The organism is Pacificispira sp. (assembly GCF_965228185.1).
Classification (GTDB): domain Bacteria; phylum Pseudomonadota; class Alphaproteobacteria; order UBA8366; family Aestuariispiraceae; genus Pacificispira.
In genome coordinates, this window is the sequence record NZ_CBDDHE010000009.1 from 96,839 (window position 1) to 121,969 (window position 25,131).

The following is a 25,131-nucleotide window of genomic DNA, read 5'->3' on the forward strand; positions in this document are numbered from 1 at the left end:
CGGCTATCCCCCAAAAACCCCATCTCATGGTAATGGAACTTATGCGGATTCCACCGGTGCGTCGATACCTCTCGCACAGGGCGATTTTCGCACTTTTCAGCGGTCGCGCAGTTCACGGCGCATGATTTTGCCCGTCGCCGTCATCGGCAAACTGTCGACGAATTCAACCTGTCGCGGATATTCATGGGCGGCAAGGCGCGTTTTGACGAATGCCTGGATTTCTGCGATCAACGCCGCATCCGCAGTGACCCCGCCGCGCGGCACCACAAAGGCCTTCACCGCCTGGGTGCGCAGCGGGTCCGGCACCCCGATCACCGCCGCAAGGGCGACCGCCGGATGCTTCATCAGGCAATCCTCGATTTCACCGGGCCCGACACGATAGCCGGCTGTGGTGATCACATCGTCGCTGCGCCCGACATAGCGGAAATACCCATCCTCTTCCCGCAAACCGGTATCGCCGGTCAGCAGCCAGTCGCCGGCGAATTTCTGCTCCGTCGCTTTCGGGTTGTCCCAATAGCGCAGGAACATCACCGGGTCGGGACGGCGGATCGCGATATGGCCGACCGTGCCGTCGGGCAAAGGATTGCCGTCATCGTCGACGATACCGACCGTGTGGCCCGGCACCGCCCGCCCCATCAATCCCGGCCGCACCGGCATGCAGGCACTGCAGTTGCCGACGACCAGATTGCATTCCGTCTGGCCGTAGAATTCGTTCAGGGTCAGGCCGAAGGTCTCCCGTCCCCAATCCAGCAGTTCCGCGCCCAGCGTTTCACCGCCCGACCCGATGGAGCGCATGGCGTAGTCGAACCGTCCCTTCGGATTGTCGACCTGGCGCATCAGCTTCAACGCCGTCGGCGGCATGAAGGCGTTGCGTACCTGGAACCGCCCCATCAGGTGGAACGCCTCTTCCGGATCGAACTTCCGTGCGCGATAGGCCAGAACCGGAATGCCGTGATGCAGGCTGGGCAACAGCACATCGATCAGCCCGCCGATCCAGGCCCAATCCGCCGGCGTCCAGAACCGGTCGCCCTTTTGCGGGAAGAAATCATGCGGAAATTCGACACCCGGCAGATGGCCCAGCAGGACCCGGTGGGCGTGCAGCGCGCCTTTCGGCTGACCGGTCGTACCGGAGGTGAAGATGATCAGGGCCGGATCGTCGGCGGCCGTGTCCACCGCCTGGAACCGGTCCGACGCGCGGTTCAGCGCCGCGTGGAAATCGACGGCGCCGTCATTCGGCCCATCGATGCAGAACACCACCTGCAGATCCGGCAGGCGATCGCGGATCGCCGCGATCTTGGGCAGGCTGGCGGCATCGGTCACCAGCGCCCGCGCGCCACAGGCGGACAGCCTGTATTCCAGCGCGTCCTCCCCGAACAGCGTGAACAGCGGAACGGCGATCATCCCCGCCTTATAGGCCGCGATATGCGCAACGGCCGTTTCCGGCGCCTGCGGCAGCAGAATGCCGACACGATCCTCGCGCGCAATTCCCTGCGCCTGCAGGACATTGGCGAAACGATTGCTGAGCCGGGTCAGGTCGCCGAACGTATAGGTCTGTACGCTGTCATCCGCGCCGCGATAGATAATTGCCGGGTTGTCAGGGTTCTGCCGGTCGGCAACATCGACGCCGATATTGTAGCGTTCAGGCACCTGCCATGCGAAACGGTCCACAACGGTTTCGTAGCGGTCGGCGGCGATCAGCATGGCGCTATAATCCGGGAATCAGTTGATCCGATCGCGCGGAACGACCCAGCGGCCGTCGCGACGGCCGTCGAAATACTCTTCCAACTGCGGATGCGCGACATCTTCGCCTTCCGGCATCGGAACCAAGTTCTGTTCCGATACATAGGCAATATAGGGCGAGTTGTCCGCGGGATTGACGGCGAACAGGTGATAGAAGGGCTGATCCTTACGCGGCCGCACATCGGCCGGAATGGCCTCGTACCATTCGTCGGTATTGGCGAATTCCGGATCGACGTCAAAGATGACGCCCTGGAAGCCGAACTTGCGATGCTGAACCGATTGACCGATCTGAAACTTGGCCACGCCCTTATTTGCGGAATCGCCGGACGCCGCCCCCGACGACGGCGGGGGGCTGGACTTTTCGTCCGGCGCGGAAGTCCAATCGTCTTTTTCGTGCATCGCTCAACATCCCTCTGTGTCATAGTACTTTGACCGCCAGGAAAATGAAATCAAGCCGTTAGTTGAACTGGAGAGATCGTTGCCGATCGACGCCATGGCAGTTTTACGCGCCCAGTGCGCCAACCACGTTCTAGCCAATACGCGCCTGATGGAGGCGTGTCTGCGTCTGGACGAAGAGACCTATATGGCGCAGCGTCCCTGCTTCTTCGGGTCGATTCACGCGACGCTGGACCATCTGGTTATCGTCGACCGGCGCTATCTGACCCGCATGCGCGGCACGCCGGTCCAGCCTGACGACGGCGACGGGCCGGAATTCGCGACCCGCGAAGATCTGGCCGTCGCGCGGTCGAAAACGGACGAGGACCTGATCGCATTTGTCGGCGGATTGACGGATGCGGATTTGGATCGCGAGGTGCTGTTGCACGAGACCCCGCGCTGGGGGCGGGAGACCGACCCGATCTGGCTAGTCCTGCAACATGTCTTTTCCCACGCCACCCATCACCGGGGCCAAGTCCACGATCTCCTGTCCCAGACAGCGGTCGCCCCGCCGCAGCTGGACGAATTCTATCTGCGCATGGACAGGAATGACCGGAAAACCGAAGTCGCCCGTCTCGGCATCGCCGCATGGATGATCGACGGGGCGGGTTAGACTGCAGGGATCAGCTCTGCCGGGCGAAGCGGATGCTGATCCAATTGCCCGTCAGGATCACCGCGCCGCCCAGAAAGACGAACGGGTCCAATGCCTCGCCATAGAGCAGCATTCCGACCACCGCGATCAAGGGCAAGCGCACAAAGTCCATCGGGGCGACCAAGGTCGCATCGGCCCAACGAAAGGCCTGGGCGATACAGTAATGCGCGGTCAGACCACAGATTCCGACAATTACCAACCAGAGCCCGGATTCCAGCCCCGGCAGGGTGAAGTCGCTGACCGACCCGATCAATCCCATCGGCGCCTGCAGCACCGCCATCCAGAACAGGATGCATAAGGGCGACTCCGTCGCGCTGAGCTTTTTCGTCGTGATCATGGACAGCGAGAAGGCGAAGGAGCCGATCAGCATTGCGATATGCCCCGCGCCGAATTCGGTGACGCCGGGTCGCAGGACGATCAACACACCCAGGAATCCGCCGGCAATCGCCATGGCCCGATAGCGGTTCATTTTCTCCGCCAGGAAGATCGGCGCGACCATCGCGACCCAGATCGGCGTCGTGAATTCAATGGCGAACACTTCCGCCAGCGAGATCAGCGAAATCGACAGAAACCAGCAGAACTGGCCGACGAAATGCGCGGCGTTGCGGACCGCATGCATGCGGAACCGGCCCGTCTTGAACTGGGCCATGCCGCCGGGCAGCAACGCACCGATCGCCACCACGATGACAATCCCGATGATGCTGCGGTAGAACATCAGCTGGAAGGTATCGAGTTCCTTGGAAATCTCGCGCGCCGCGATGGCCATAAGCGCGAAAGATGTCAGCGCCCCCATCATCCAGGCCGCGGCCCAAAGTGGATTGGCGCGCTGGGCCGGCGGCACTTCCAGACCGGCATTGCGTCCGGCGCCCAAAGGCGGTTGCCGCTCTGCCACGGTCCCTAACTCCCTCAGATCCGCGTGGCGTATCCGCGCGTGTCAATGCACCTTCGCCGCGTAAGGAGGCTACAGCAAGGCCGACAATCGCAAAAAATTGCCCTTGTCGGTCAACTCCGCTACAACCGCGTCGCCGCTCCAAGACGGGGTGGCTTCCAGTCGCATTTCGGATGATCAGGGAGCAGGACCGCCATGGCCGCGTATCAATATGTTTTCGGCATGCACAAGCTGGGCAAGGCCTATCCGGGCGGCAAGGAAGTCCTGAAGGACATCAATCTGCAATTCCTGCCCGGCGCCAAGATCGGCGTTCTGGGCTATAACGGCGCCGGTAAGTCGACCCTGCTGAAGATCATGGCCGGCATCGATCAGGATTACACCGGCGAGGCATGGTCCGCCGACGGTGTGAAGATCGGTTATCTGGCCCAGGAACCGCAGCTGGACGACAGCAAGACCGTCGCGGAAAACGCGATGGAAGGTCTGGGCGAGTTGAAGGCCGTCGTCGACCGCTTCAACGAGGTGTCGATGAAGCTGGGCGAAGTCACCGACGACGACGAGATGATGGCGCTGATCGCCGAGCAGTCGGAACTGCAGGAGAAGATCGACGCCGAGGACGCCTGGGATCTGGACAGACGGGTCGAAGTCGCGATGGATGCCCTGCGCTGCCCGCCCGGCGATTGGAACGTCGCCAACCTGTCCGGCGGGGAAAAGCGCCGCGTCGCGCTGTGCCGCCTGCTGCTCAGCCGCCCGGACATGCTGCTGCTCGACGAACCGACCAACCACCTGGACGCCGAAAGCGTCGCCTGGCTGCAGCGCTTCCTGGCCGATTATCCGGGCACCGTCGTGATGGTCACCCACGATCGCTACTTCCTGGACAATGTCACCGGCTGGATTCTGGAACTCGACCGAGGCCGCGGCATCCCCTACGAAGGCAACTATTCCGCCTGGCTGGAACAGAAGCAGAAGCGCCTGCAGCAGGAAGGCCGCGAACAGGAAGCGCGCATGCGCAACATCGCCGCCGAACGCGAATGGGTCAGCGCCTCCGCCCGTGCCCGCCAGACCAAATCCAAGGCGCGTATCCAGGCCTATGACGAGTTGGTCCGCGAGGCCGAGGCCGCTGAACAGGCGAACCAGACGGCCCAGATCGTCATCCCGCCGGGCCCGCGCCTGGGCGGCGTGGTGATCGAGGCCGACGAGGTTCGCAAGGCCTATGACGGCAAGCTGCTGATGGACGGCCTGTCCTTCAAGCTGCCGCCGGGCGGCATCGTCGGCATCATCGGCCCGAACGGCGCCGGTAAGACGACCCTGTTCCGCATGATCACCGGCAAGGAGCAGCCCGACAGCGGCTCCGTCCGCCTCGGCGAGACCGTCAAGCTGGGCTATGTCGACCAGTCGCGCGACGCCCTGGATGCGAACAAGACCGTCTGGGAGGAAGTCTCCGACGGCCAGGACATCATCGAACTGGGCAAGCGCAAGGTGCAGAGCCGCGCCTATGTCGGCAGCTTCAACTTCAAGGGCGGCGACCAGCAGAAGAAGGTCGGGCAGCTTTCCGGCGGGGAACGCAACCGCGTCCACCTGGCCAAGATGCTGAAATCCGGCGCCAACGTCCTGCTGCTCGACGAACCGACAAACGATCTGGACGTCGACACCCTGCGTGCCCTGGAAGACGCCCTGGCGACCTTCCCCGGCTGCGCCGTGGTCATCAGCCACGACCGCTGGTTCCTGGACCGTCTGGCAACGCACATCCTGGCCTATGAAGGCGACAGCCAGGTCGTGTGGTTCGAAGGCAACTACGAGGACTACGAGGCCGACCGCAAACGCCGTCTGGGCGTCGAGGCCGACCAGCCGCACCGGATCAAGTACCGCCGGTTGGAGCGGTAATACGTTTCTCGATATCGCGCCGCCAAGTTGCGACTTTCGTTCAATCGAACAGCCGCCTTGCATGCAAGGCGGCTGTCTCGTTGGGGCGCTGTGGTACGTATTGCCGTTATCCCCTCAATACCTTGATCAGACTGGCGAGTTCCTTATCCGCCAGCCCTTCCGCCTCGGCCCGGCGCAGCCAGCCGTCCACCAGGGCCGGAAGCTCGGTATTGAGATCGAGCCCCTGAGAAGCAGTCAGAATGCGTCGTACGGCGGGAATGGAAATCCGCAACGGGCTTTCAGTGATGCGGAAATCGCCGGAGGCAATCACCCCGCCTTCGTGTTCAAAGAATGCGCCGAAGCCCGGCGAAAGCTCCTTCACAAGTCGGCTATAGGTCGCAACGTCAATGCCCGTGGCTTCAGCAATTCTGGCACCGTGCAGGAAACCGGCATAGGAACCATAAACGAAGGACAAGGTAGCGAGATCCATGAAGGCCGCTGCGTCGGGCTTTTCTCCCAGATAGACGGTGTTCCCTGCAAAAATCTTTAGCAGGGGCTCGGCGCGCGCGAACTCGGGCCCCGCTCCCGAAACTAGCAGCAGTGTGTCGTCCTCGCCCATCTGGCTGGGCGCCGCTTGAATGGCGCCATCCAGATAGCCGCCGCCATTCCGATTGACGTGAGCCCCGACGCGCAGGGCATCTTCCGGTCCACCGGTCCCAAGGTTGACGAGCAGCCTGCCTTCAAGCGCGCCGGAGACGCCGTCTGCCGCGAGGATGCTATCGACCGCGTCGTAGTCGTAAACGCAGACGACGGTCACCGGACTTGAGGCGATGGCCTCCGCCGGTGTCGACACAAGGGTGGCGCCGGCTTCAGTCAGCGGTGCGGCCTTGCCCGCAGTGCGGTTCCACACGGTCACGGATTTCCCGGCCTTGAGCAGTAGTTCCGCCAGAACATGTCCCATCGGGCCAAGTCCAATTACCGTTACATCAGTCATTTCTGGTCTCCTATTACGTCGAGACGCAGAACTAGGTAACATGCCTTCAATTTAACAAGTACAGACCAATAAGTATGGTACATACTTGTTGGTAAGTTTTAGCTCGTGGAGGCCACTTGTGACGAATAATTCCTATGACTGCGGCATCGGTCCTGCCTTCGAGGTTGTTGGCGGCAAATGGAAGGCAGCAATCCTGTGGGAACTGAACGAGGGTCCCGTGCGCTTCGGCGCGCTTAAGCGACGTATCCCAGGCGTGTCGGAGAAGATGCTGATCCAGCAACTGCGCGAGCTTGAACGCGATCAACTTATCACCCGGACCGCCTTTCCAGAGGTACCGCCGCGTGTCGAATACGCGCTTACGACTTGGGGCGTCAGTCTCAATGAGGCCCTCGCACCGATCGCGAATTGGGGTGAGGTCTTTGCGCGGGCGACCGGGCGCTATCCTACGTAAAACTCAGTTGCGGTAAGAACGGCGCGCGGGAACGCCGCCTGCGTCAAGGCCGATCCGCCGCACCGGATCAAATATCGTCGGTTGGAGCGTTAGAGAACGTCTGCCTAATCGGAACCGTACTCGATAGCCTTTCCGTATAGGGTCAACGCTGGAGCGTCTTGATCGTGCTTTCATGTGAGCAAGGGTTCCGGCACTCCAGCCCGGCCTTCGCGCCCGGGCGGAATATCATGGCCTGGTGTCGATTTTACCGCGCAAGTCCGACAATGCATCCCGGCATTCCTCGAGTTGACGGATTTTCTCCGATACGGCCTCGACCTGATGATCCAGGATTTCCCGCAGTTCATCGCACGGCTCAAACTCTTCCCGGCCGTTCAGGGCACAAGGTAGAAACTTTCGGATCTTCGGTACCGTCATGCCGGACGCCTTTAGCGTCTTGATCCGCGCGACGGTTTCAAGCGCATCCGGGCCGAAATCCCGATATCCGTTGCTTCTTCGCACCGGTGTCAGCAACCCCTCGGACTCGTAGAACCTCAACATCCGGACACTGACTCCGCCTCGCCGCGCCAACTCGCCAATTTTCATTTTTCCTCCTTGACCCTGACAGCGCTGTCAGGGGTTAAAACGCGTGCTCCCGAAACGCACAATGGCAAGGAGCACACAATGCCAGATAAGACCGGTTACAGAACGATGCTAGACGGGCATCACGCGACGAAGTTGGAACTATCCCCGTTGGCCTTCTCCGGATTTGCCCATTTCACCGCCATGCAGATCCGCAACGGCGCCGTGAGAGGGCTCGACCTGCACCTGGAACGGCTACGAGAAGCATCCAAATCCCTGTTCGGACAGGCGCATTCCGACGATGAAGTCCGCGAGATCCTTCGGGCGGCAGTCGCGGAAGGACCTTCCGATCTCTCACTGACGGCGACGGTGTTTTCCCGCAGCGGCGAATTTCGGCCCGCGGGCAGCGGAAAGGATCTCGGCCTTCTCGTGCGGACCGCGCCGCCTGCCAACGGTCCCGACGGGCCGCTGCGTCTGGATGTGGTGCGCCATGATCGTCAGATGGCGGAGATCAAACATGTCGGCGAAGGGTCCAAGACCTATTACCTGCGGCGGGCAATTTCGAATGGGTTCGACGATGCCGCCTATATCGACGCCGAGCGGTGCCTGAGCGAGGCGACAATCTGGAATCTGGCCTTTTGGGACGGTGAAAGCGTCATTTGGCCGGAGGCGGCGATATTGCGCGGAGTTACGATGCAGATCCTGACACGGCAATTGTCGGCCGGCGGCGTTTCCCAGAAGCAGGTCCGGGTTGCCTTGGAGTCGGTTCGCAATTTTGAAGCCGGTGTCGTGATGAATTCTTGGACACCCGGAATTGCTATCGCAGCCATCGGCTCGACGCCAATGGATCGGGAATCCTCCTTTTTGCGCTTACTGCAGAAGGCTTACGAGCAGGAGCCTGCGATTCCGATCTGATGGGACGTCTAACGGGGCGCGGTGTCGCAAACGACCCGCGCTACCGTTTCCCGCCAACGGTAATAAACTTATCGCCGGTTCTCCAAATTGCAGAGGGACGATCCGAGGGTTGCCGCCGCAAACCGCCAGTCGAAATTTACAAATCAAGACATGATCATGAAATCTCGGTTCAAGTTTTGTTAATACATATAGTGTTTCACTGTCCCAATAACCAAACACCCTTGGGGGAGTGAAACGGTATGCTCAAACTTAGGCTCAAGCTGCGGACGCGGCTTGTACTGATTGTTCTGGGGCTGATTGCGGTAGCATCCGCGGCCGTCGGCGGCAGCGCGATTTACATTCTGGAAGACGAAATCGCCGATCAGGTTATCGAACGGCAGAATGCCAGCCTGCGCACGGCGGCGGTTCTTCTGCGCAAGACCTTACCGGAAACCAGCTTCACCATCACCAAGGCCGGACGCGTCACCAAGCTGACCCTGCCGGAAATTCCCGACTTTCCGGATCATAGCATGATCGACGAGATCGGCTCCGTCACCGGCGAGACCGCGACCGTCTTCGAATGGGAAGACGAGAACCGCGATTTCTGGCGACGTACGACGAATATCATCAAGGATGACGGCAGCCGCGCGGTGGGCACGCAATTGGGCCAGAACGGCCGTGTCTATCCCTACATGATGCGCGGCGAGACCTATCTGGGCGAAGCGACGATCCTGGGGAAGGACTATTACACGATCTATGAGCCGATCCGGAATACGAAGGGCGACACGATCGGCATCCTCTATGCCGGGGTCCTGAAGTCCAACGTCCGGGCGGCCGCGTCCAACATCGTCACCGGCATCCTGGTTGCCACGGTGCTCAGCCTTCTGGTCTGCGGCGGTATCGCTCTGTTCCTGGTGCGCGGATCGATCCGGCCGATGCTGCAGTTGACCGAACAGATGATCCAAGTGTCCAAGGGCGATACGAAGAACGCTGTGCCCTATACGGAGCGTTCCGACGAATTGGGTGACATGGCCCGCGCCCTGGACGTCTTCCGTGAGAACGCGGAGGAGAATGCCGGACTGGTCGCGCAACAGGCCGAACGCCAGGCCAAATCCGAAGAGGAAAAGCGCGAGTTCATCAGGGGCATCGCCACACAGTTCCGCGACAAGGTCGGCGGCATCATCCAATCCCTGAGCGAAGTCAGCAGCCAAAGCGAAGGCGCGATCCGCCATATCGTCGGCAGCGCCGGGGAATTGCGCGGCATGTCACAACAGGCCGACGGCTCCGCCAACGACGCCGCCGGTTCGGTGAACGAGGCGTCGTCCGTCACCAGCGACCTGTCGGCGTCGATCCAGGAAATCGGACGCCGGTCTTCGGATTCCGCCCGGGACGCCCAAAGCGCCGCGCAGCAGACGGAAAGCGTCAACGAGAAGGTGGCCGGCCTGCAACAGGCTGCAGATCGTGTCGGTGAAGTCGTGAAACTGATCAACGACATCGCCGAACAGACCAACCTTCTGGCACTTAACGCGACCATCGAGGCCGCCCGCGCCGGGGAGGCCGGCAAGGGCTTCGCCGTCGTGGCGAACGAGGTGAAGGGACTGGCGACCCAGACCGGCAAGGCGACGGGCGAGATCGCCGAACAGATCGCGTCGATCCAAAGCGCCATCCAGGATGCCGGCGGGGCCATCGGCTCTGTCGTCGACAGCATCCGTCGGATCAGTTCCGGCGCATCGGAAATCGCCGACATGGTCGATGCCCAGGTCTCCGCGACCGAAGGCATCAGCAGCAACATCGAACAGGCGCAAAGCCGCACGATGGACGTGTCCAACATCATGGGCGCCGTCCGCAGCAAGGTCGACGACAATGAATCCGGTGCCAAGGCCGTGGAAGAATCCTCGCGCCGTCTCAACGAAACGGTCCGCACATTGAAGCAGGAAGTCGACAGCTTCCTGAAGCAACTCGCAAACTAGGCGCCTAGAGTTCGGGGCAGGGACAGGGCGGTCGGCCTAGTGCCGGCTGCCCTGTTTTTTTGCCGCCTGACCAGGATCACGCCGACAGATACGACGCCATGCTAATCGCGCCGCGATCCTTGCCCCTGGCGGTGTAGTGGCAGGCCCTCATTCAAGGGGCGAAACCGGTCGTCTTCGCTTTGGAAAGCGAAGACCAGGAGCAGGCAATTGACCGCACCGTCCGGACCGGCGAGGGGCAGGATCAGCCTGCGATAGGCCATGATCCTCTTACCATTCTCACTCAGTTCGATATCGCCGACCGTCGGTTTCTGGCGCTCAACCGCGCGAATGTAGGATGGAAGTTGCCGTTCGAGATGTTCCGGCTCGTACAAATCCTCGAACCATTGGCCGGTATGTTCCGTGCGGAACCGGTCGACCAGCTCCGTTCCCACAAGCCGATGGCGAAATCGATAGCCGCCTTGCGTCTGCGGTACGACATCCACCAGATTGACCAGGGGCAGGATCGGAATGATGTCCAACGGGTCCAGGTCTTCATAAGTCGGAAGCGGCCGGTCGCCGGAAATCGATTGCCAATAGCGGAAGGCAGTCACCAGTTCCGTGCGTTCGAGCAAGCGCTCGAACTCCTCCGTGTCGAAGAGTTCAATTTCGCCGTACGGCATCGTCCCGTCACGTCTCCTGGCGTTTGCACCAGTATCGCATGTTTTCCCGAACGGCGCACTCACTCGCCCGCGATTATTTCCGTCAGTGCTTCCTTGAAGACATCGCTTCCGACCATGCTTTCGTTCAGATTGTGTCCGGCCCCGTCGACCTTGTACAACCGCACGTCCAAACCGCGCGACCGCGCGTCCTCCTCGTAATCCTCCGACAGGTCTGGATAGGTATTGTTGTCGCGGGACCCGACCAGCAGCCGGACGACCGTGCCGGGCAGGATTTCTTCGATATAATCGTCCGGGCTTTCCGCCCTCGGCCAGGGATTTCGGCCGCGCAACTGACGCCATTTGTCGATATCGCAGGGGCAGGCGATCAACAGGACGCGCTGCAGCAGGCCGGGGTGACGACCCACGATGACACCGGTCGTGGCGGCACCGCCGCTATGGCCGATCATCACCGCCTCCGGGACGCCGTAATGCGCTTTCAGCGCCTTCGCCGCCTCGGCCGCCGCGTCGAACTCATCGTCGGTATACATATCGTTACGGCTGTTCTGGCGGCTGGGCGTGCCCGTCGAGCGGCGTCCATCGCCGGAATAGCCGACCCGCATCAACGCAATCCCAATCTGACCCAATTCCGCGGCCCTTTCCGCCAGCGGAAAGATATAGTCCGCGGGTCCGCCCCGACTGAGATCCCCATGCAGGACGAAGACCACCCGCTTAGCCGACCCTACATCCGCGGGAAGGTAGGTTTTGATCGCCAGGCATTCGTCACCGCCGGGCACGTAATGCTCCAAATCCGCTGGCTGACAGTCTTCGTCATCGGCCCGTGCGGCCCCGCCACACAGAATCGCAAAGACCAGCATCGTCGCGGCCATCGGCTTCCAATGCGTCATCGGTATCCCCTTCTGCTATACCCCTATGGCCGGGCTATGGAAGGCACGGCGCACAAATCGTATTGGCCCGAGGCGCGATCGTGAATTGAAATTTCTGCGACGGGACGGCAATGCGCGAAAAGGGCCAGACGGTCTGTAAGCCGGGTTCTGTCCCTGCCCTTGCAGGCAATGGACGGCCATTCATCTGGGACGGCCGTTGCCGGCCGCCTCGCGCAACCTACCCGGACGGGACGCGGAAACGCGCCTGCCGCTCGAAAGGCGGCTACCGTCCCTATTCGGTTTTGCTCCCGGTGGGGTTTACCATGCCCTCCCCGTCGCCGGGCAGGCGGTGCGCTCTTACCGCACCCTTTCACCCTTACCGGATCGAGATCCGGCGGTTTGCTTTCTGTGGCACTTTCCCTGGGGTCGCCCCCGCCGGCCGTTAACCGGCACCGTGTTTCCGTGGAGCCCGGACTTTCCTCACCCGGGCGGGTTTCCCCGTTGCCCGGGCGCGACCGTCCAACCGTCTGGCCCTGACGGCAGGAGATACGCCCTCTTCGGATCGCTTTCAACGTTTCCGTCACATCGCTAAATTCACTCTATGAGCATCGACCCTCGCCTCCCCGATCCGCCCGCCGCACTGAATGTCGGTCTCGTGCCGCTGGCCCGGTTCACGCTGAACGCCTTCGGGTCGTTCATCGACGCCCTGCGCCTGGCGGCGGATGAGCGCGACCGCTCGCGGCCGATCCGCTGTCGCTGGGAAGTGATGAGCCCGGCCGCCCGGGCCATTCCGGCCAGTTGTGGGGTTTCGGTTACGGCGACGGCGGACCTGCTGGATCCATCGCGCTTCGACTACATCGTCGCGGTCGGCGGCCTTCTGGGCCACGATGAGGCTCAGGACGCCCCGATCGTCGACTATCTACGCAGCGCGGCCGGCAAGGGCGTGGCCGTGGTCGGCATCTGCACCGGCGTATTCGCCATGGCCAAGGCTGGCCTCCTGGACGGGCGCAAGGCCTGCGTAAGTTGGCTGCACTATCAGGACATGGTCGACCGGTTCGACCGGGTGGAGCCCGATACCAGCCGCCTGTTCGTGGTCGACGGCAAGCGCATCACCTGTGCCGGCGGGGTCGGTGCGGCACGGCTGGCGGCCTGGATGATCGAACGGCATCTGGGCCATGACATTGCGCAGAAAGCGCTGAGCATCATGATGGTGGAAAGCAGCCGTACCGCCGCCGCGGCCCAGCCGCAGCCCCCCATCGCGCAATCCGTCCGCGATCCGCGTGTCGCCCGCGCCATCCTGCTGTTGGAGGAAAGGCTGTCCGACCCGCCGCGTATCGATCAACTGGCCGACCGGGTCGGCATCTCCCGCCGTCAATTGGAACGCGGATTCCGGGAGGAGCTGGGCATGAGTTTCGGCGATTTTTCCCGCCGCCTGCGCCTGGATCACGGGCTCTGGCTGACAGTCACAACCGACCGTTCCGTTCTGGACATCACCTTGGAATGTGGCTTCAACGGCCAATCCCATTTTGCGACGCTTTTCCGCAAGGCCTTCGGCCTGACCCCGACCGAGGTCCGCCGCTTGTCCGCCGCCGACGCGGATGCGCTGCTGCATACCCGATTGCAGTTCAAACCGCGCAGCGTCATGGAACGCCGCGCCGCGATGAAGGCCATCGCGACGCTGGAGTAGCCGACTCGACCGTTGTATCGCGCTGCGGTAAAACCCATTTCAACGATACAAATCGAACAGAGAGGAGCCCCGTTATGACCGCAGCGATCGTAGGCTGGTCCCATTCCCCCTTCGGCAAGTTGGAGGGCGAGGATGTCGAATCCCTGGTCGGCCGTGTCGCCGAGGAGGCCCTGAAGGATGCGGGCGTCGCCCCGGAAGATGTCGATGCGATCTATCTCGGCTGGTACAATGGCGGCTTCTCGAAACAGGATTTCGGCTCTTCGCTGGTCATGAACACGGTGGACGGCCTGCGTTTCAAGCCGTCGACCCGGATGGAAAACGCCTGTGCCACCGGCTCCGCCGCCGTGCATCAGGGCGTGAACTATCTGGAAGCCAAACAGGGCAAGGTCGTCCTGGTCGTCGGCGTCGAGAAGATGACGGCAACGCCCGGTCCGGAAATCGGCGGTATCCTGCTGCAGGCCTCCTATCTGAAAGAGGAAGGCGAGACCGAGGGCGGATTTGCCGGGGTCTTCGGCCAAATTTGCAACGGCTACTTCCAGAAGTATGGCGATCAGAGCGACGGCCTGGCGGCCATCGCGGCCAAGAATCACAAGAACGGCTGTGCCAACCCCTACGCGCAGCTGCGCAAGGATCTGGGCTTCGAGTTCTGCCGCACCGTTTCGGACAAGAACCCGCTGGTAGCGGGCCCGCTGAAGCGCACCGATTGCTCGCTGGTCTCCGACGGGGCGGCGGCGCTGGTCCTGGCGGATATGGACACGGCCCTGGGCATGAAGAAGGCGGTCGCTTTCCGCGCCCGGGCACAGGTCAACGATTACCTGCCGATGTCGAAGCGCGACATGACCTTCCTGGACGGCTGTGCGCGGGCCTGGGATCAGGCATTCGACAAGTCCGGCCTGTCGCTGGACGACCTCAGCTTCGTCGAAACCCATGACTGCTTCACCATCGCCGAGATGATGCAGTACGAGGCGATGGGCATCGCCAAGCCCGGCGAAGGCGCTAAGGCCGCGCTGGACGGCGTGACGGCAAAGGACGGCAAACTGCCGGTCAATCCGTCGGGTGGGCTGAAGGCAAAGGGCCACCCGATCGGCGCGACCGGCGTGTCCATGCATGTCATGACCGCCATGCAGACCCGCGGCGACGCCGGCGACATGCAGGTCAAGGACGCCAAACTGGGCGGCATCTTCAACATGGGCGGCGCGGCGGTCGCGAACTACGTGTCGATCCTGGAAGCGGTGAAGTAAGGCCGCCTAGAACGATGGGGGTTCAATGATGGATCAAGATTTCGATGAGGGACCTAGTGTTGAAGATGTAGCCAATTTCGAGAGTTTAGTTCAGAGAATTGAACTTCGCTGCGGCGCTGCAAAGATTAGCTGCTTTCGTGATGACCTCACCTTCGGGGACTACCCGTTTGACCTCGAAATTGAAATTCAGGAAAATGAGAGTTCGCGAACAGTTACAGTTTCTGATCCGGAAGATGCTGAAACAATCCTAAATAACAATTTCGAGGACATTAGGTTTATTGAAGGATTAGATGCATATTATGAAAGTTCAACAGGCATCGTACACGCGAACGTTGTCGCACTAGACCCGTTCGGGTCAATGCTATCTAGCCGATTGTTTAGATTGTCTTACCAAAAAATAAAAGGAGAGAAACCTAAAAAGGGGAGCTCTGATCTACTTTCTCTGGATTTCAATGGAAAATTCTCTATATCTCTAAGAAAACCAAGCGATTTTAATAAAGTATTATCCCCGTACTCTAGCCCTAGATCATTATCAATGACATTGTCATTACATACAACAGGGAGTCACCATTACATAAAAGAAACTTTACAAATGATATCAAACTCCCTTTTTTTCCAAATCGAACAAGAATGTGATTTGCCACTGTCGTTATCAAGAAGAAATACATCTAGGAGAATGGATTTAAATATAATATACGGAACAAAGAATGATTATCCAGAAATCTCCTTTCCAAAGATTCAGTATGAGGCAGACGCGATAAACCTATACTGGTACGCCATTTCAGCCAGGAAAATGCCTTTGATGCAATACCTTGCATTCTATCAATCGATAGAGTTCTTTTTCCCAAAATTTTCTCGTCAAGAAGCAAAAGAAAACATAAGAAATATTCTTAGGCGACCAAATTTCAAAATAGAAAGAGATGCAGATATAGAGAAAATATTTCGAGTTTCCACTAGCAGTTCATCTAGAGTTTATGGCTCGGAACTAGAGCAGTTAAAATCTACAGTGAAATCTTGCATCGATGAAAATGACCTGGTTGATTTTATCAACTCTCAAGAGGATCTTTCTCAGAAATTGAGGGAGAAAAGCACTCTCTCCTCCCAGAATGTGCGTGCTGATACTAGAAATCCAGACCTCCTAGACGAAGTATCTAGAAGGATTTACGAAATAAGATGTAGAATAGTTCACGCAAAATCAGATGAAAACAACAAACTTCCACCACTAATGCCATATTCAGAAGAAGAAAAATATCTGCACTATGATATAGTTTTAATAAAATATATATCATCATCAGTAATTTCATCTAGCGGTGAAACATTAAATATTTCAAATACCACCATGTTACAATAGTAATTACAAGTTTGTTTACTCCACCCACCATGTCTCCAGATGTGGGATCATCGCTTGAGTTTTGGGGCCAATCTGCCCGACGGCGCGGAAACAGGATAAACAGGTCGCATACCCCGGTTGCGGAACGACAGGCTGCTGCCTTATACGGGCGGCAGGCCTTTTTGTTCAAACATAAGAGACGCACCCGGATACGGTCATGACGATTCAGACGCCCTTGAACGAGACGCCCGCCGTCTCGCCCTCCTATGTCTCCCCGGCCCCCGCCGCCCTGCCCCGCGTGCCGGCGACGGAGGGGCCGCAGGATGCAATCGCGCTGACCGGGAACGATTTGACGCTGCACGAATTGGCGCGGATCGCCGTCGGGCATCACAAGGCGGCCCTGGCCGACGACGCCTGGCAGCGTATCGCCGATGCCCGCGAAGTGGTCGAGGGCATCGTGCAGTCCGGGCGCCCGGCCTATGGCATCACCACCGGTGTCGGGTCTCAGAAGGATTCCGGCGTTCAGCAGACCGAATTGGCATCGTTCAACCGCCGCCTGCTGGCCGCCCATGCGACCCGCGTGCCCGGGCCGACCTTGGATCCATCCGTCGCGCGTGCGGCCATGACGATCCAATCCAACCTGTTCGCGACGGGGACCAGCGGCGTCCGCCCCGAACTGGTTCAGCGCATTCTTCAGCGGTTGAACGACAACCGCATTCCGCCGGTCGACGCATCCGGCTCCGTCGGCGCGTCGGACCTGGTGCCGCTGGCGCAGCTCGGCCTCGGCCTGTTGGAAAGCGCCCCGGATTCGATCTTTGAGCCGGGCGCGAAAGAGGCGCTGTCGCTGATGAACAGCAACGCCATCTCGCTCGGCATGGGCGGGCTGGGCCTCGTCGCCGCGGAACGCCTGATACGGACCATGGATCTCGCCGCCGCCGTCGCACTGGAAGGGTTGCGCGGCAATCCCGGTGCTATCGCGCCGCAGGTGACCGCCGTCCACCGCCGTCGCGGCCAGAAGCGCTCCGCCGGTCATCTGCGTGCCCTGCTCAACGGATCAGCCCTCTGGCGCGAGGGCGAGGCGCGATTCCTGCAGGATCCGCTATCCTTCCGCTGTGTCTCGCAGATTCACGGCGTCGGCTGGGAAGTTCTCGGCCGCGCTCAGGAGGTTTGGGAAACCGAGCTGAACGCGCCGACCGACAACCCGCTGATCGACAGCGCGAACGGCATGGTGATCAGCCACGGGAACATGGATTCGACGGCACTGACGGCCGCCGTCGATCCGCTGCGTCAGATCCTGGCCAAGATGTGCGAATTGTCCGGCGAGCGGCTGCATAAGCAGCACTGGCCCGCCTTTTCCGGCCTGCCGACCGGGCTGGCACGGGAATCCGGGGCCGTCGGCGGCGTCCAGTTCCTGAACCTGTCCCATATTGCGGCGTCGCTGATCGCATCGACCAAGATCTGGGCCAATCCGGTACTGCTGAATTCCGTCGGGCAATTGGCCGATGGCGTGGAGGACACGGCGGGACTGGCCATGCATGCCGTCGCCGACATGGCCCGCGTGATAGAGGCTGCTTATAAGATCACGTCCATCGAGCTGACGGTCGGCGTCTGGGCGATCCACCGCAGAGGAATCGCGATGGACGATCTGGGCCGGGGCGTCCGGCCGGTAGTGGAGACTTTGCTGCCATTACTGCCGATCGACCGGGAGGGCGAGGACATGTTCTCCCTGACGCCGCTGATCGACCTGGTCGTCAATGGCGATCTGGTGGAAGCGGCATACTCGGCAGCGGAACAGTAAGCGCGATCAGACCGGCTTTCCGCCGCCCATGGCAACCACTTCGCCCGTCGGTTTTTCGGCCAGTGCCGGCGCGGCATCGTCGACCGGCACAATGGATGCCGGCGTTTTCGGCGGGGCATCGCCCTTGTCGGTCTTGTGCGAGGATTTGACCACCGGCTTGGCGCCCGCCTTACCGTCGATGCGGCTGTAGCGGCCTTCGATCTTGGCACCGGCGGCGACTTCAATGACGTCGTGCCGGACATCGCCGATCATGGTGGCGGTGACGTTCAGTCGGACGCTCTTGGCTTCGATATTGCCTTCGACCCGTCCGTCGATCACCGCTTCCTGCGCCTGGACCCGGCCGATCAATTCGCCGGACCGACCGATCGTCACCGAGCGGCAGCGCAGATTGCCTTCCAGTTTGCCGTCGAGAAGCAGGTCGATATCGCCTTCGATATCGCCCGTCACGGACATGCCCGCCGCGATATGAGACCGGGCCACCGGCCCTTCATCCATGGCCTGCGGCGTACCCGCACGCTCCTTCGAACCGAACATGTGGTGATCCCCTCCCGTCCAACAGACCAGATATTGATAGCGCTAACTATCTAATATCCATGGTAAAATAGCGGGTGAGAAACTACAACAGGTCGATTGTGAAGCTTTGCCGACGCGTGGTCCCCGCGCGGCCTAAGCCCTTAATATTATCGGGGTTTTAGAGTTACTCGGCTGCTTCGGAGGCCGCGCCGTCTTCAAGGCCGGCGACGAACTTTTCGGCTTCCAGAGCCGCCATGCAGCCCATGCCGGCCGCCGTCACGGCCTGTCGGTAGGTCTTGTCCTTGACGTCGCCCGCTGCAAAGACGCCCGGAATATCGGTCGCCGTCGAATCCGGCGCGGTGACGATGTAGCCTTCCTCGTCCATTTCGATATGGCCCTTGAAGACTGCCGTCGCCGGATCGTGGCCGATGGCGACGAACATGCCGTGGACGGGCAGTTCGCTCTTCGCATCCGTTTTCACATTGCGCAGGACCAAACCTTCGACCCCCAGCGGATCCTCGCCACCGGTCACATCCTCGACGACCGTGTCCCAGATGACCTCGATCTTCGGGTGTTTCAGCAGCCGATCCTGCAGAATCTTTTCCGCCCGCAGACTGTCGCGGCGGTGAATCAGCGTGACCTTGGAGGCGTGGTTGGTCAGGTACAGCGCCTCTTCGACCGCCGTGTTGCCGCCGCCGATCACGGCGACTTCCTTGCCGCGATAGAAGAACCCGTCGCAGGTCGCACAGGCGGAGACGCCGAAGCCCATGAATTTCTGTTCCGCCGGCAGTCCGAGCCAGCGCGCCTGGGCGCCGGTCGCGATGATGATCGTGTCGGCCAGATAAACGCTGCCGCTGTCGCCCACCGCGCGCAGCGGGCGTTGGGTGAAGTCGACCTCGGTGATCAGATCATGACGGATGTCGGTACCGACTTTTTCCGCCTGTTTCTGCATCTGGTCCATCAGCCAGGGGCCCTGGATCACGTCCTCATAGCCTGGGTAGTTTTCCACATCGGTCGTGATCATCAACTGACCGCCCGGTTGCAGGCCCGCGACCAGCATCGGTTCCAGATTGGCGCGCGCGGCATAGATCGCTGCCGTGAAGCCCGCCGGACCGGCGCCGATGATGAGAACCTTGACCCGATGCGTGTCCGACATGGTGAATTCCTTGAAAGTCTCTGGCTGCGAAAGTTATGGCGGCGCGGGATTGCGGATGGTGCCCGCCGACCGGTCCCAGAACATAGTCACGGCGGGCGCATCCGCAACCGCTTCCTACCCGATTCTCGCCTATTTGCGGCGATCCAGAACGACAAAGTGATAATCCGGCGCGTCCACGGACGGGTCCTGGGGCGGCGGACCGCGCTCGCGCCCCGTCTCCCGCCATTCCGCCGGGGCGATATCAGGGAAATACGTATCCGCCTCCGGTTCGGCGTCGACTTCGGTCAGATAGAGACGGTCGGCATAGGGCAGGGTCTGGCGGTAGATTTCGGCGCCGCCGATGACACAGACTTCTCCGGCATCCCGCGCGAGGATCCTTGCGCGGGACAGCGCGCCTTCCACCGTGTCATGGACTTCCGCCCCATCGGCCGAATAGCCGACCGCACGGGTCACGACCAGATTGGGGCGGCCCGGCAACGGTTTACGCGGAAGCGATTCCCAGGTCTTTCGCCCCATGACCAGCGGCTTTCCCATCGTGACCCGCTTGAAGAAGGCAAGATCGCCCGGCAATCGCCACGGCAATCCGCCATCGATCCCGATGGCACGGTTGCGCGCCATGGCGACGACCAGAACGATTTTGGGATCCGTTGCGGAACTCATTTCTTCTTCGCTTTCTTCCAGGCGGCCTTCTTCGCCTTCTCGATCGCGGTTCGGCGCCCGGCCTCGATCCCCAATCGCGCCCAGTCGAGCAATTCGTCCTCGTCATCCATCGCGGAATCCGGACAGCGGCGAAAGGCGGGAACAATCGTCGTGCCACCCTGCTTGTCATACTCGAAGGGCTCGCAACCGGCCGCGTCGAAGGCAGCGGCGGTATCGTCATCGCATTTGAAATACAGCGTGTCGCGCAACACGGCGGCGAACATCGCGTCTTCCAGATAGAAGCACATGCCGCCGAACAGACGCTTGCGATGCACCGGACCCAGCGGCGCAAAACGTTCGGCCAGCCATTCCATCAATTCCGGGCTGACCGCCATCCTAAACCGCGACCGGCGCCGAGATATGCGGGTGCGGATCGTAATCCGACAGTTCGAAATCCTCGAACCGGAAGGCGAAGACGTCTTTGACATCCGGATTGATCGCCATGGTCGGCAAGCTGCGCGGTGTGCGGCTGAGCTGCAGGTCGGCCTGGTCGAGATGGTTCAGATAGAGATGAGCGTCGCCGAACGTATGGACGAAATCGCCCGGTTTCAGTCCGACCCCCTGCGCCACCATCATGGTCAACAACGCATAGGACGCGATGTTGAACGGCACGCCCAGGAAGATATCGGCGCTGCGCTGGTAGAGCTGACAACTCAGCTTTCCTTCCGCGACATAGAATTGGAACAGGCAATGGCAGGGCGGCAGCGCCATGGCATCGATGTCGGCCGGGTTCCAGGCGCTGAGCATATGGCGGCGGCTGTCCGGATTGCGTTTCAGCCCGTCGATCAGGATTTGCATCTGGTCGATGCTGCGCCCGTCCGGCGCGGCCCAGGACCGCCACTGTTTGCCGTAGACCGGCCCCAGATCGCCGTTCTCGTCAGCCCATTCGTCCCAGATCGAAACGCCGTTTTCCTTCAGATAGGCGATATTCGTGTCGCCCCGCAGGAACCACAAAAGTTCATGAATGATAGAGCGCAGATGCAGCTTCTTGGTGGTGACCAGCGGAAAGCCTTCGGACAGGTCAAATCGGAACTGGCGGCCGAAAACCGACTTCGTTCCGGTGCCCGTCCGGTCGGCCTTGACCGCCCCATTGTCGCGCGCGTCGCGCAGCAGATCGAGATATTGCTTCATGGCGACACCATTAAGGGAGATTCCGGGGCAACCTGAAAACCCCTTTCATCGCGCGGTCATACTGCCTATATGTATTCCTGTCGAGCAATCGACTATGGCGCTAGAGGGCGCTGCGAAATAAGCGTTGTGGACCCGGGGGCAGTACCCGGCGCCTCCACCAGTTTCGCCGGGAATTCCAATCGGTTTTCCCGGCATATGGGGGCGAATTAGGATCGACACGCGTGGTAAAGGCAGAGGTCCGCGCCCGGCATGGTTCCGCCGTTATCGGGCCGAATCGCTAAATGCGAATGATAACGACGAGATGGTTGCTGTCGCTGCGTAAGTGGCCTCAGTAGCAAAGTCGGAATTCCTGGAAACCTCATCCGTTTCCAGGTGGGGTTTGGGGGACCCAGCAACAGAACCCCCCACTTTCCTTACATTCCACCTCAGGCTGTCCCGTCACGGCACACGCACCAAAAGTTTAATGCAGTGATGTGAATATTTTGTGGCCCGTTAACCATGTTTTGAACTAAGCTATATCCGGGAGAGCGGATGTGGCGGACCTTCGAGAACGGGTATTCCTGGAAAATTTCAATGCCCTCGGGGCGTTGGACGGCTTGAAATCCGGCGATCCGGAGTTCTTGCCAACGGCGCTTTCCGCCCTATCCCAATCCCTCGGATGCCGCCTGGCCGGGATCGGTGTGCTATCGGCAGATAAGACCCATGTTGAAATCCAGCGGTTGCATGACCGCCAAGGAACCATCCAGCCCTTCGCCTATCCCCTGGCAAACGGCCCCTGCGAGAAGGTCTATTTCTCTTCGCCCCTGGATCCGTTCTGGTCATTTCCGCGCGATGTGTCCGATCTGTTCGCGGCGCCGGACTTCCTGCGCCATCTGGGAATCGAAAGCTATCTCGCGAAGGCGGTGTACGACGCCGACGGCGATGTTTTTGCGCATGTTTTCGTTCTGGACCAGGCCCCAATCATCGTTTCCACGGAGGTCGAGCGAACCTTCCGAATGGTGGCACAGCGGATCGGCGCAGTGCTTCTGCAACGCCGGACGGAAGACGCCCTGCGGCGCAGCGAGATGCGCTACCGCACGGTAATCGACGAGATCGCCGATGCCGTATTCATCCATGATCTCGACGGCCAGTTCGTCGACGTAAACCAGCAAGCCTGCGACGCCCTGGGCTATAGCCGCGATGAACTCTTGATGATGAATGTCGCGGATGTCGAGGCATCCATGCCGATCGAAATCGTTCTGGAGAACTGGCGCAATTCCTGTTTGGGCCAATTGATCGTCCAGGAGGGTGTTTATGTCCGGAAGGACAGCACACGGTTTCCGGCAGAACTGCGCGGGCGCATCGTCCAAGTGGACGGCGAGCCGGTCGTCATCGTCTGCGTCCGTGACGTCAGCGTCCTGAAAGGCGCGGAGCAATCATTGATGGAGGCACGCCGACAAGCGGAGGCGGCCAGCCGCGCAAAATCCGACTTCGTCGCCAGTATGAGCCATGAATTGCGGACGCCACTGAACGCGATCATCGGATTTTCCGACATCCTGAAGCAGCAGCATTTAGGACCGATCGGCCACAGCCGTTACGCCGAATATGCCGACGACATTCACCGCAGCGGGCAGCACCTACTGCGCCTCGTGTCGGACATTCTGGACCTGTCCAAGATCGAGGCCGGGCAGGAAACCCTGAGAGAAACGGAGTTCCGGCTGTCGGACATTCTGTCGGACAGCATCGCCATTCTGTCGGACCGCGCCCGCCGCAAGGCGGTCACCATGCACTTGCTGGACGGCCCGGGCGACATCTGGCTGCGGGCGGATGCGGTCAAGCTGGAGCAAGTCCTGATCAACCTGCTGACCAACGCCGTCAAATTCTCCTTCAACGGCGGCAAGATCCATATCACGACCCAGATCACCGAAGATGGGCGGTTGGAGATCGCGGTCAGCGATTCCGGCCCCGGGATCGAACCGGACCGCCTGGAGCAAGCGTTCGAAAGTTTCCGGCGGCTGGACGCGGCAACGCGGATGGCGGTCGAAGGAACCGGTCTGGGCCTGCCTATCGCCCGCAAGCTGTGCGAACTCCACGGCGGGACGATCCACCTGGAAAGCGTGGTGGGTACCGGCACCAGCGCCATCGTGCGGATGCCGTCCGAACGGATTGTGGCTGCCCCCGACCCCGGCTAGGCGGCAGCCAGTCCCCGACCGGACCGGAACCGACTGAAAAGCAGCCAGGCCGCGATAGCCATGTTGAACAGGTTCCACAGAATGCCGTTCAGGAATGCGGCTTCGTAGCTGCCCGTCAGATCATAGATTTCACCTGACATCCAACCGCCCAGCGCCATGCCGAACACGGTCGCCATGAGGACGATCGACACCCGTGTCCCGGCCTGACGTGCCGGGAAATATTCCCGCACGATCAGGGCATAGCTGGGCACGATACCGCCCTGGGACAGGCCGAACAGAGCCGATACCAGATAGAGCGACACCAGCCCGTCGAACGGAAGATAGAAAATCAGCGCCAGGCACTGCAGGGTCGATCCGAGGATCAACGTGCCAATCCCGCCGATCCGGTCCGCGATGACACCGGACGCGAGCCGGCTGACAATGCCCAGCCCCAGCATCAGGGATAGCATCTCAGCCCCGACCGCCGGGCCATATCCCAGGTCGCCGCAATAAGCGATGATATGGACCTGAGGCATCGACATCGCGACACAGCAGGCGACCCCGGCCAAGGCCAGGATCGTCAGCAGCGCCGTCGGCGAGGCCGGCGCCGGGCCGGCAGCGGCACGGCGCGCGACGGGGACGTGTCCCTGATCGATCTGAGGCCGGCGGCGCAGCAGCATCGACAGCGGGATCATGGTCGCGATGCAGAAGATGCCGACCCAGATATGGGTGTCGCGCCAGCCCATGATCGCGATACTTTCCTGCAGGATCGGCGGCCAGACCGTACCGGACAGGTAATTGCCGCTAGCGACGATGGCCACGGCGATGCCGCGGTGCTTCAAGAACCAGTGTGAGGTATCCGCGACCATCGGGGCAAAGGTCGCGGAACTCCCCAGCATCCCGATCAACAGCGCCTGGCAGGCGACGAACATCCACAGTTCGGTCGCGAAGGCGGACAGGATGTATCCGACGCCCAACATGACCGCTGCAATCGCCACCGGCACGGCAATGCCGAAACGGTCGACCAGCCGCCCCATGAATATCCCACCGGCCGCGAAACCGATCATGGTCGCCATGTAAGGGAAGGACGCGCCGCCGCGGTCGATTCCGAACTCGGCCTCGATCACCGGCAGGACCACAACGGAAGACCACAAGCCGATACCGCCGATCGTGCTGACGATCAGACTGATGAACAGCCGCGTCCAAGCGTAACGGCTGTCCGCCTCGGAAGGCGCAGACAGAGTATCGGTCATGGCAACGGGTTCCCTAGGTCGTCCAGCGCGGACCCTTGCTCCCTACTCCGGCTTCCGGTCGGCGGCAATGGCTAACCGCGGCCATCCGGTGGTGGCAAAAGACTTGTGCCGGCCGGAAACAGCGATCCGGCGCGCCTGGGGACCCGCCCAGCCACACGAATTTATTTGACCGATTGCATAAAAAAACTTGGAATAGCCGGACCAGTCG

At 60.8% G+C, this 25,131-nt stretch carries 23 protein-coding genes and 2 other RNA genes; 11 read left to right on the plus strand and 14 right to left on the minus strand.

What is annotated here, in order from left to right:
- Positions 1-96: 96 nt before the first annotated feature.
- The gene (locus tag ACO06O_RS20010) at positions 97-1,701 is read right to left on the minus strand and encodes an acyl-CoA synthetase (RefSeq protein WP_421883966.1); all 1,605 of its coding nucleotides are present in this window, start codon (positions 1,699-1,701) and stop codon (positions 97-99) included.
- 18 nt (positions 1,702-1,719) lie between these two features.
- Positions 1,720-2,139, minus strand: coding sequence for a heat shock protein HspQ (gene hspQ / locus ACO06O_RS20015; protein ID WP_420420350.1), 420 nt, complete (start codon positions 2,137-2,139; stop codon positions 1,720-1,722).
- 94 nt (positions 2,140-2,233) lie between these two features.
- On the opposite strand from hspQ, the gene ACO06O_RS20020 reads away from it, so the two are divergent.
- Positions 2,234-2,788, plus strand: coding sequence for a DinB family protein (locus ACO06O_RS20020; protein WP_421883969.1), 555 nt, complete (start codon positions 2,234-2,236; stop codon positions 2,786-2,788).
- A gap of 10 nt (positions 2,789-2,798) precedes the next feature.
- Here the strand turns inward: ACO06O_RS20020 and ACO06O_RS20025 are convergent, their stop codons facing one another.
- Positions 2,799-3,719, minus strand: coding sequence for a DMT family transporter (locus tag ACO06O_RS20025; protein ID WP_421883973.1), 921 nt, complete (start codon positions 3,717-3,719; stop codon positions 2,799-2,801).
- 192 nt (positions 3,720-3,911) lie between these two features.
- On the opposite strand from ACO06O_RS20025, the gene ettA reads away from it, so the two are divergent.
- A complete protein-coding gene (ettA, locus tag ACO06O_RS20030) occupies positions 3,912-5,597 on the plus strand; it encodes an energy-dependent translational throttle protein EttA (protein WP_421883977.1) in 1,686 nt (561 codons plus the stop codon).
- Positions 5,598-5,703: 106 nt separating this feature from the next.
- On the opposite strand, the gene ACO06O_RS20035 is transcribed toward ettA, so the two are convergent.
- Positions 5,704-6,570, minus strand: a complete 867-nt coding sequence (locus ACO06O_RS20035; protein ID WP_421883980.1) for an NAD(P)-dependent oxidoreductase — start codon at positions 6,568-6,570, stop codon at positions 5,704-5,706.
- A gap of 118 nt (positions 6,571-6,688) precedes the next feature.
- Between ACO06O_RS20035 and ACO06O_RS20040 the strand changes: the two genes are divergently transcribed.
- Positions 6,689-7,021 carry a winged helix-turn-helix transcriptional regulator gene (locus tag ACO06O_RS20040; RefSeq protein ID WP_421883983.1) on the plus strand — a complete coding sequence of 111 codons (333 nt, stop codon included), beginning with the start codon at positions 6,689-6,691 and terminating at the stop codon, positions 7,019-7,021.
- Positions 7,022-7,246: 225 nt separating this feature from the next.
- On the opposite strand, the gene ACO06O_RS20045 is transcribed toward ACO06O_RS20040, so the two are convergent.
- A complete protein-coding gene (locus ACO06O_RS20045; protein WP_421883986.1) occupies positions 7,247-7,603 on the minus strand; it encodes a MerR family transcriptional regulator in 357 nt (118 codons plus the stop codon).
- Positions 7,604-7,681: 78 nt separating this feature from the next.
- Here ACO06O_RS20045 and ACO06O_RS20050 point away from each other — a divergent pair, with 78 nt between their 5' ends.
- Together ACO06O_RS20050 and ACO06O_RS20055 are read left to right on the plus strand one after the other, a co-directional pair.
- Entirely contained in the window at positions 7,682-8,494 is an 813-nt protein-coding gene (locus ACO06O_RS20050) for an aminotransferase class IV family protein (RefSeq protein ID WP_421883989.1), read from the plus strand.
- Positions 8,495-8,733: 239 nt separating this feature from the next.
- Positions 8,734-10,443 (plus strand): methyl-accepting chemotaxis protein, encoded by a 1,710-nt coding sequence (locus ACO06O_RS20055; RefSeq protein WP_421883992.1) that lies wholly within the window; start codon positions 8,734-8,736, stop codon positions 10,441-10,443.
- 101 nt (positions 10,444-10,544) lie between these two features.
- On the opposite strand, the gene ACO06O_RS20060 is transcribed toward ACO06O_RS20055, so the two are convergent.
- The 3 genes from ACO06O_RS20060 to rnpB all read right to left on the minus strand — a co-directional run bounded on the left by ACO06O_RS20060 (position 10,545) and on the right by rnpB (position 12,496).
- A complete protein-coding gene (locus ACO06O_RS20060) occupies positions 10,545-11,102 on the minus strand; it encodes a PAS domain-containing protein (protein ID WP_421883995.1) in 558 nt (185 codons plus the stop codon).
- A gap of 59 nt (positions 11,103-11,161) precedes the next feature.
- Positions 11,162-11,986, minus strand: coding sequence for an alpha/beta hydrolase family protein (locus ACO06O_RS20065; RefSeq protein WP_421883998.1), 825 nt, complete (start codon positions 11,984-11,986; stop codon positions 11,162-11,164).
- Between the two features lie 120 nt (positions 11,987-12,106).
- Positions 12,107-12,496, minus strand: an RNA gene (rnpB, locus tag ACO06O_RS20070) — RNase P RNA component class A.
- 70 nt (positions 12,497-12,566) lie between these two features.
- Between rnpB and ACO06O_RS20075 the strand changes: the two genes are divergently transcribed.
- The 4 genes from ACO06O_RS20075 to ACO06O_RS20090 all read left to right on the plus strand — a co-directional run bounded on the left by ACO06O_RS20075 (position 12,567) and on the right by ACO06O_RS20090 (position 18,021).
- Positions 12,567-13,652 (plus strand): GlxA family transcriptional regulator, encoded by a 1,086-nt coding sequence (locus ACO06O_RS20075; RefSeq protein WP_421884001.1) that lies wholly within the window; start codon positions 12,567-12,569, stop codon positions 13,650-13,652.
- Between the two features lie 74 nt (positions 13,653-13,726).
- Positions 13,727-14,893 carry an acetyl-CoA acetyltransferase gene (locus ACO06O_RS20080; RefSeq protein WP_420420342.1) on the plus strand — a complete coding sequence of 389 codons (1,167 nt, stop codon included), beginning with the start codon at positions 13,727-13,729 and terminating at the stop codon, positions 14,891-14,893.
- Between the two features lie 25 nt (positions 14,894-14,918).
- Positions 14,919-16,244: a hypothetical protein gene (locus ACO06O_RS20085; protein ID WP_421884004.1), complete on the plus strand. Its 1,326-nt coding sequence runs from the start codon at positions 14,919-14,921 to the stop codon at positions 16,242-16,244.
- 196 nt (positions 16,245-16,440) lie between these two features.
- Complete coding sequence (locus tag ACO06O_RS20090) at positions 16,441-18,021, plus strand: aromatic amino acid ammonia-lyase (protein WP_421884008.1); 1,581 nt, start codon at positions 16,441-16,443, stop codon at positions 18,019-18,021.
- A gap of 6 nt (positions 18,022-18,027) precedes the next feature.
- On the opposite strand, the gene ACO06O_RS20095 is transcribed toward ACO06O_RS20090, so the two are convergent.
- From ACO06O_RS20095 to ACO06O_RS20115, 5 genes are all read right to left on the minus strand, one after another.
- The gene (locus ACO06O_RS20095) at positions 18,028-18,555 is read right to left on the minus strand and encodes a bactofilin family protein (RefSeq protein WP_421884011.1); all 528 of its coding nucleotides are present in this window, start codon (positions 18,553-18,555) and stop codon (positions 18,028-18,030) included.
- Positions 18,556-18,718: 163 nt separating this feature from the next.
- Positions 18,719-19,690: a thioredoxin-disulfide reductase gene (gene trxB, locus ACO06O_RS20100; protein ID WP_420420334.1), complete on the minus strand. Its 972-nt coding sequence runs from the start codon at positions 19,688-19,690 to the stop codon at positions 18,719-18,721.
- A gap of 129 nt (positions 19,691-19,819) precedes the next feature.
- On the minus strand, positions 19,820-20,350 hold the full coding sequence (locus ACO06O_RS20105) for a dihydrofolate reductase (RefSeq protein ID WP_421884015.1): 531 nt from the start codon (positions 20,348-20,350) through the stop codon (positions 19,820-19,822).
- Positions 20,347-20,724: a TfoX/Sxy family protein gene (locus ACO06O_RS20110; protein WP_421884019.1), complete on the minus strand. Its 378-nt coding sequence runs from the start codon at positions 20,722-20,724 to the stop codon at positions 20,347-20,349. The genes ACO06O_RS20105 and ACO06O_RS20110 overlap by 4 nt, the downstream gene beginning before the upstream one ends.
- Position 20,725: 1 nt before the next feature.
- A complete protein-coding gene (locus tag ACO06O_RS20115; protein ID WP_421884022.1) occupies positions 20,726-21,520 on the minus strand; it encodes a thymidylate synthase in 795 nt (264 codons plus the stop codon).
- Positions 21,521-21,559: 39 nt separating this feature from the next.
- Between ACO06O_RS20115 and ssrA the strand changes: the two genes are divergently transcribed.
- Together ssrA and ACO06O_RS20125 are read left to right on the plus strand one after the other, a co-directional pair.
- Positions 21,560-21,929, plus strand: a transfer-messenger RNA (tmRNA) gene (ssrA, locus tag ACO06O_RS20120).
- Between the two features lie 124 nt (positions 21,930-22,053).
- On the plus strand, positions 22,054-23,691 hold the full coding sequence (locus ACO06O_RS20125) for a PAS domain-containing sensor histidine kinase (protein ID WP_421884025.1): 1,638 nt from the start codon (positions 22,054-22,056) through the stop codon (positions 23,689-23,691).
- Here ACO06O_RS20125 and ACO06O_RS20130 read toward each other — a convergent pair.
- Positions 23,688-24,923 (minus strand): MFS transporter, encoded by a 1,236-nt coding sequence (locus tag ACO06O_RS20130; protein WP_421884029.1) that lies wholly within the window; start codon positions 24,921-24,923, stop codon positions 23,688-23,690. The genes ACO06O_RS20125 and ACO06O_RS20130 overlap by 4 nt on opposite strands.
- Positions 24,924-25,131: the final 208 nt, after the last annotated feature.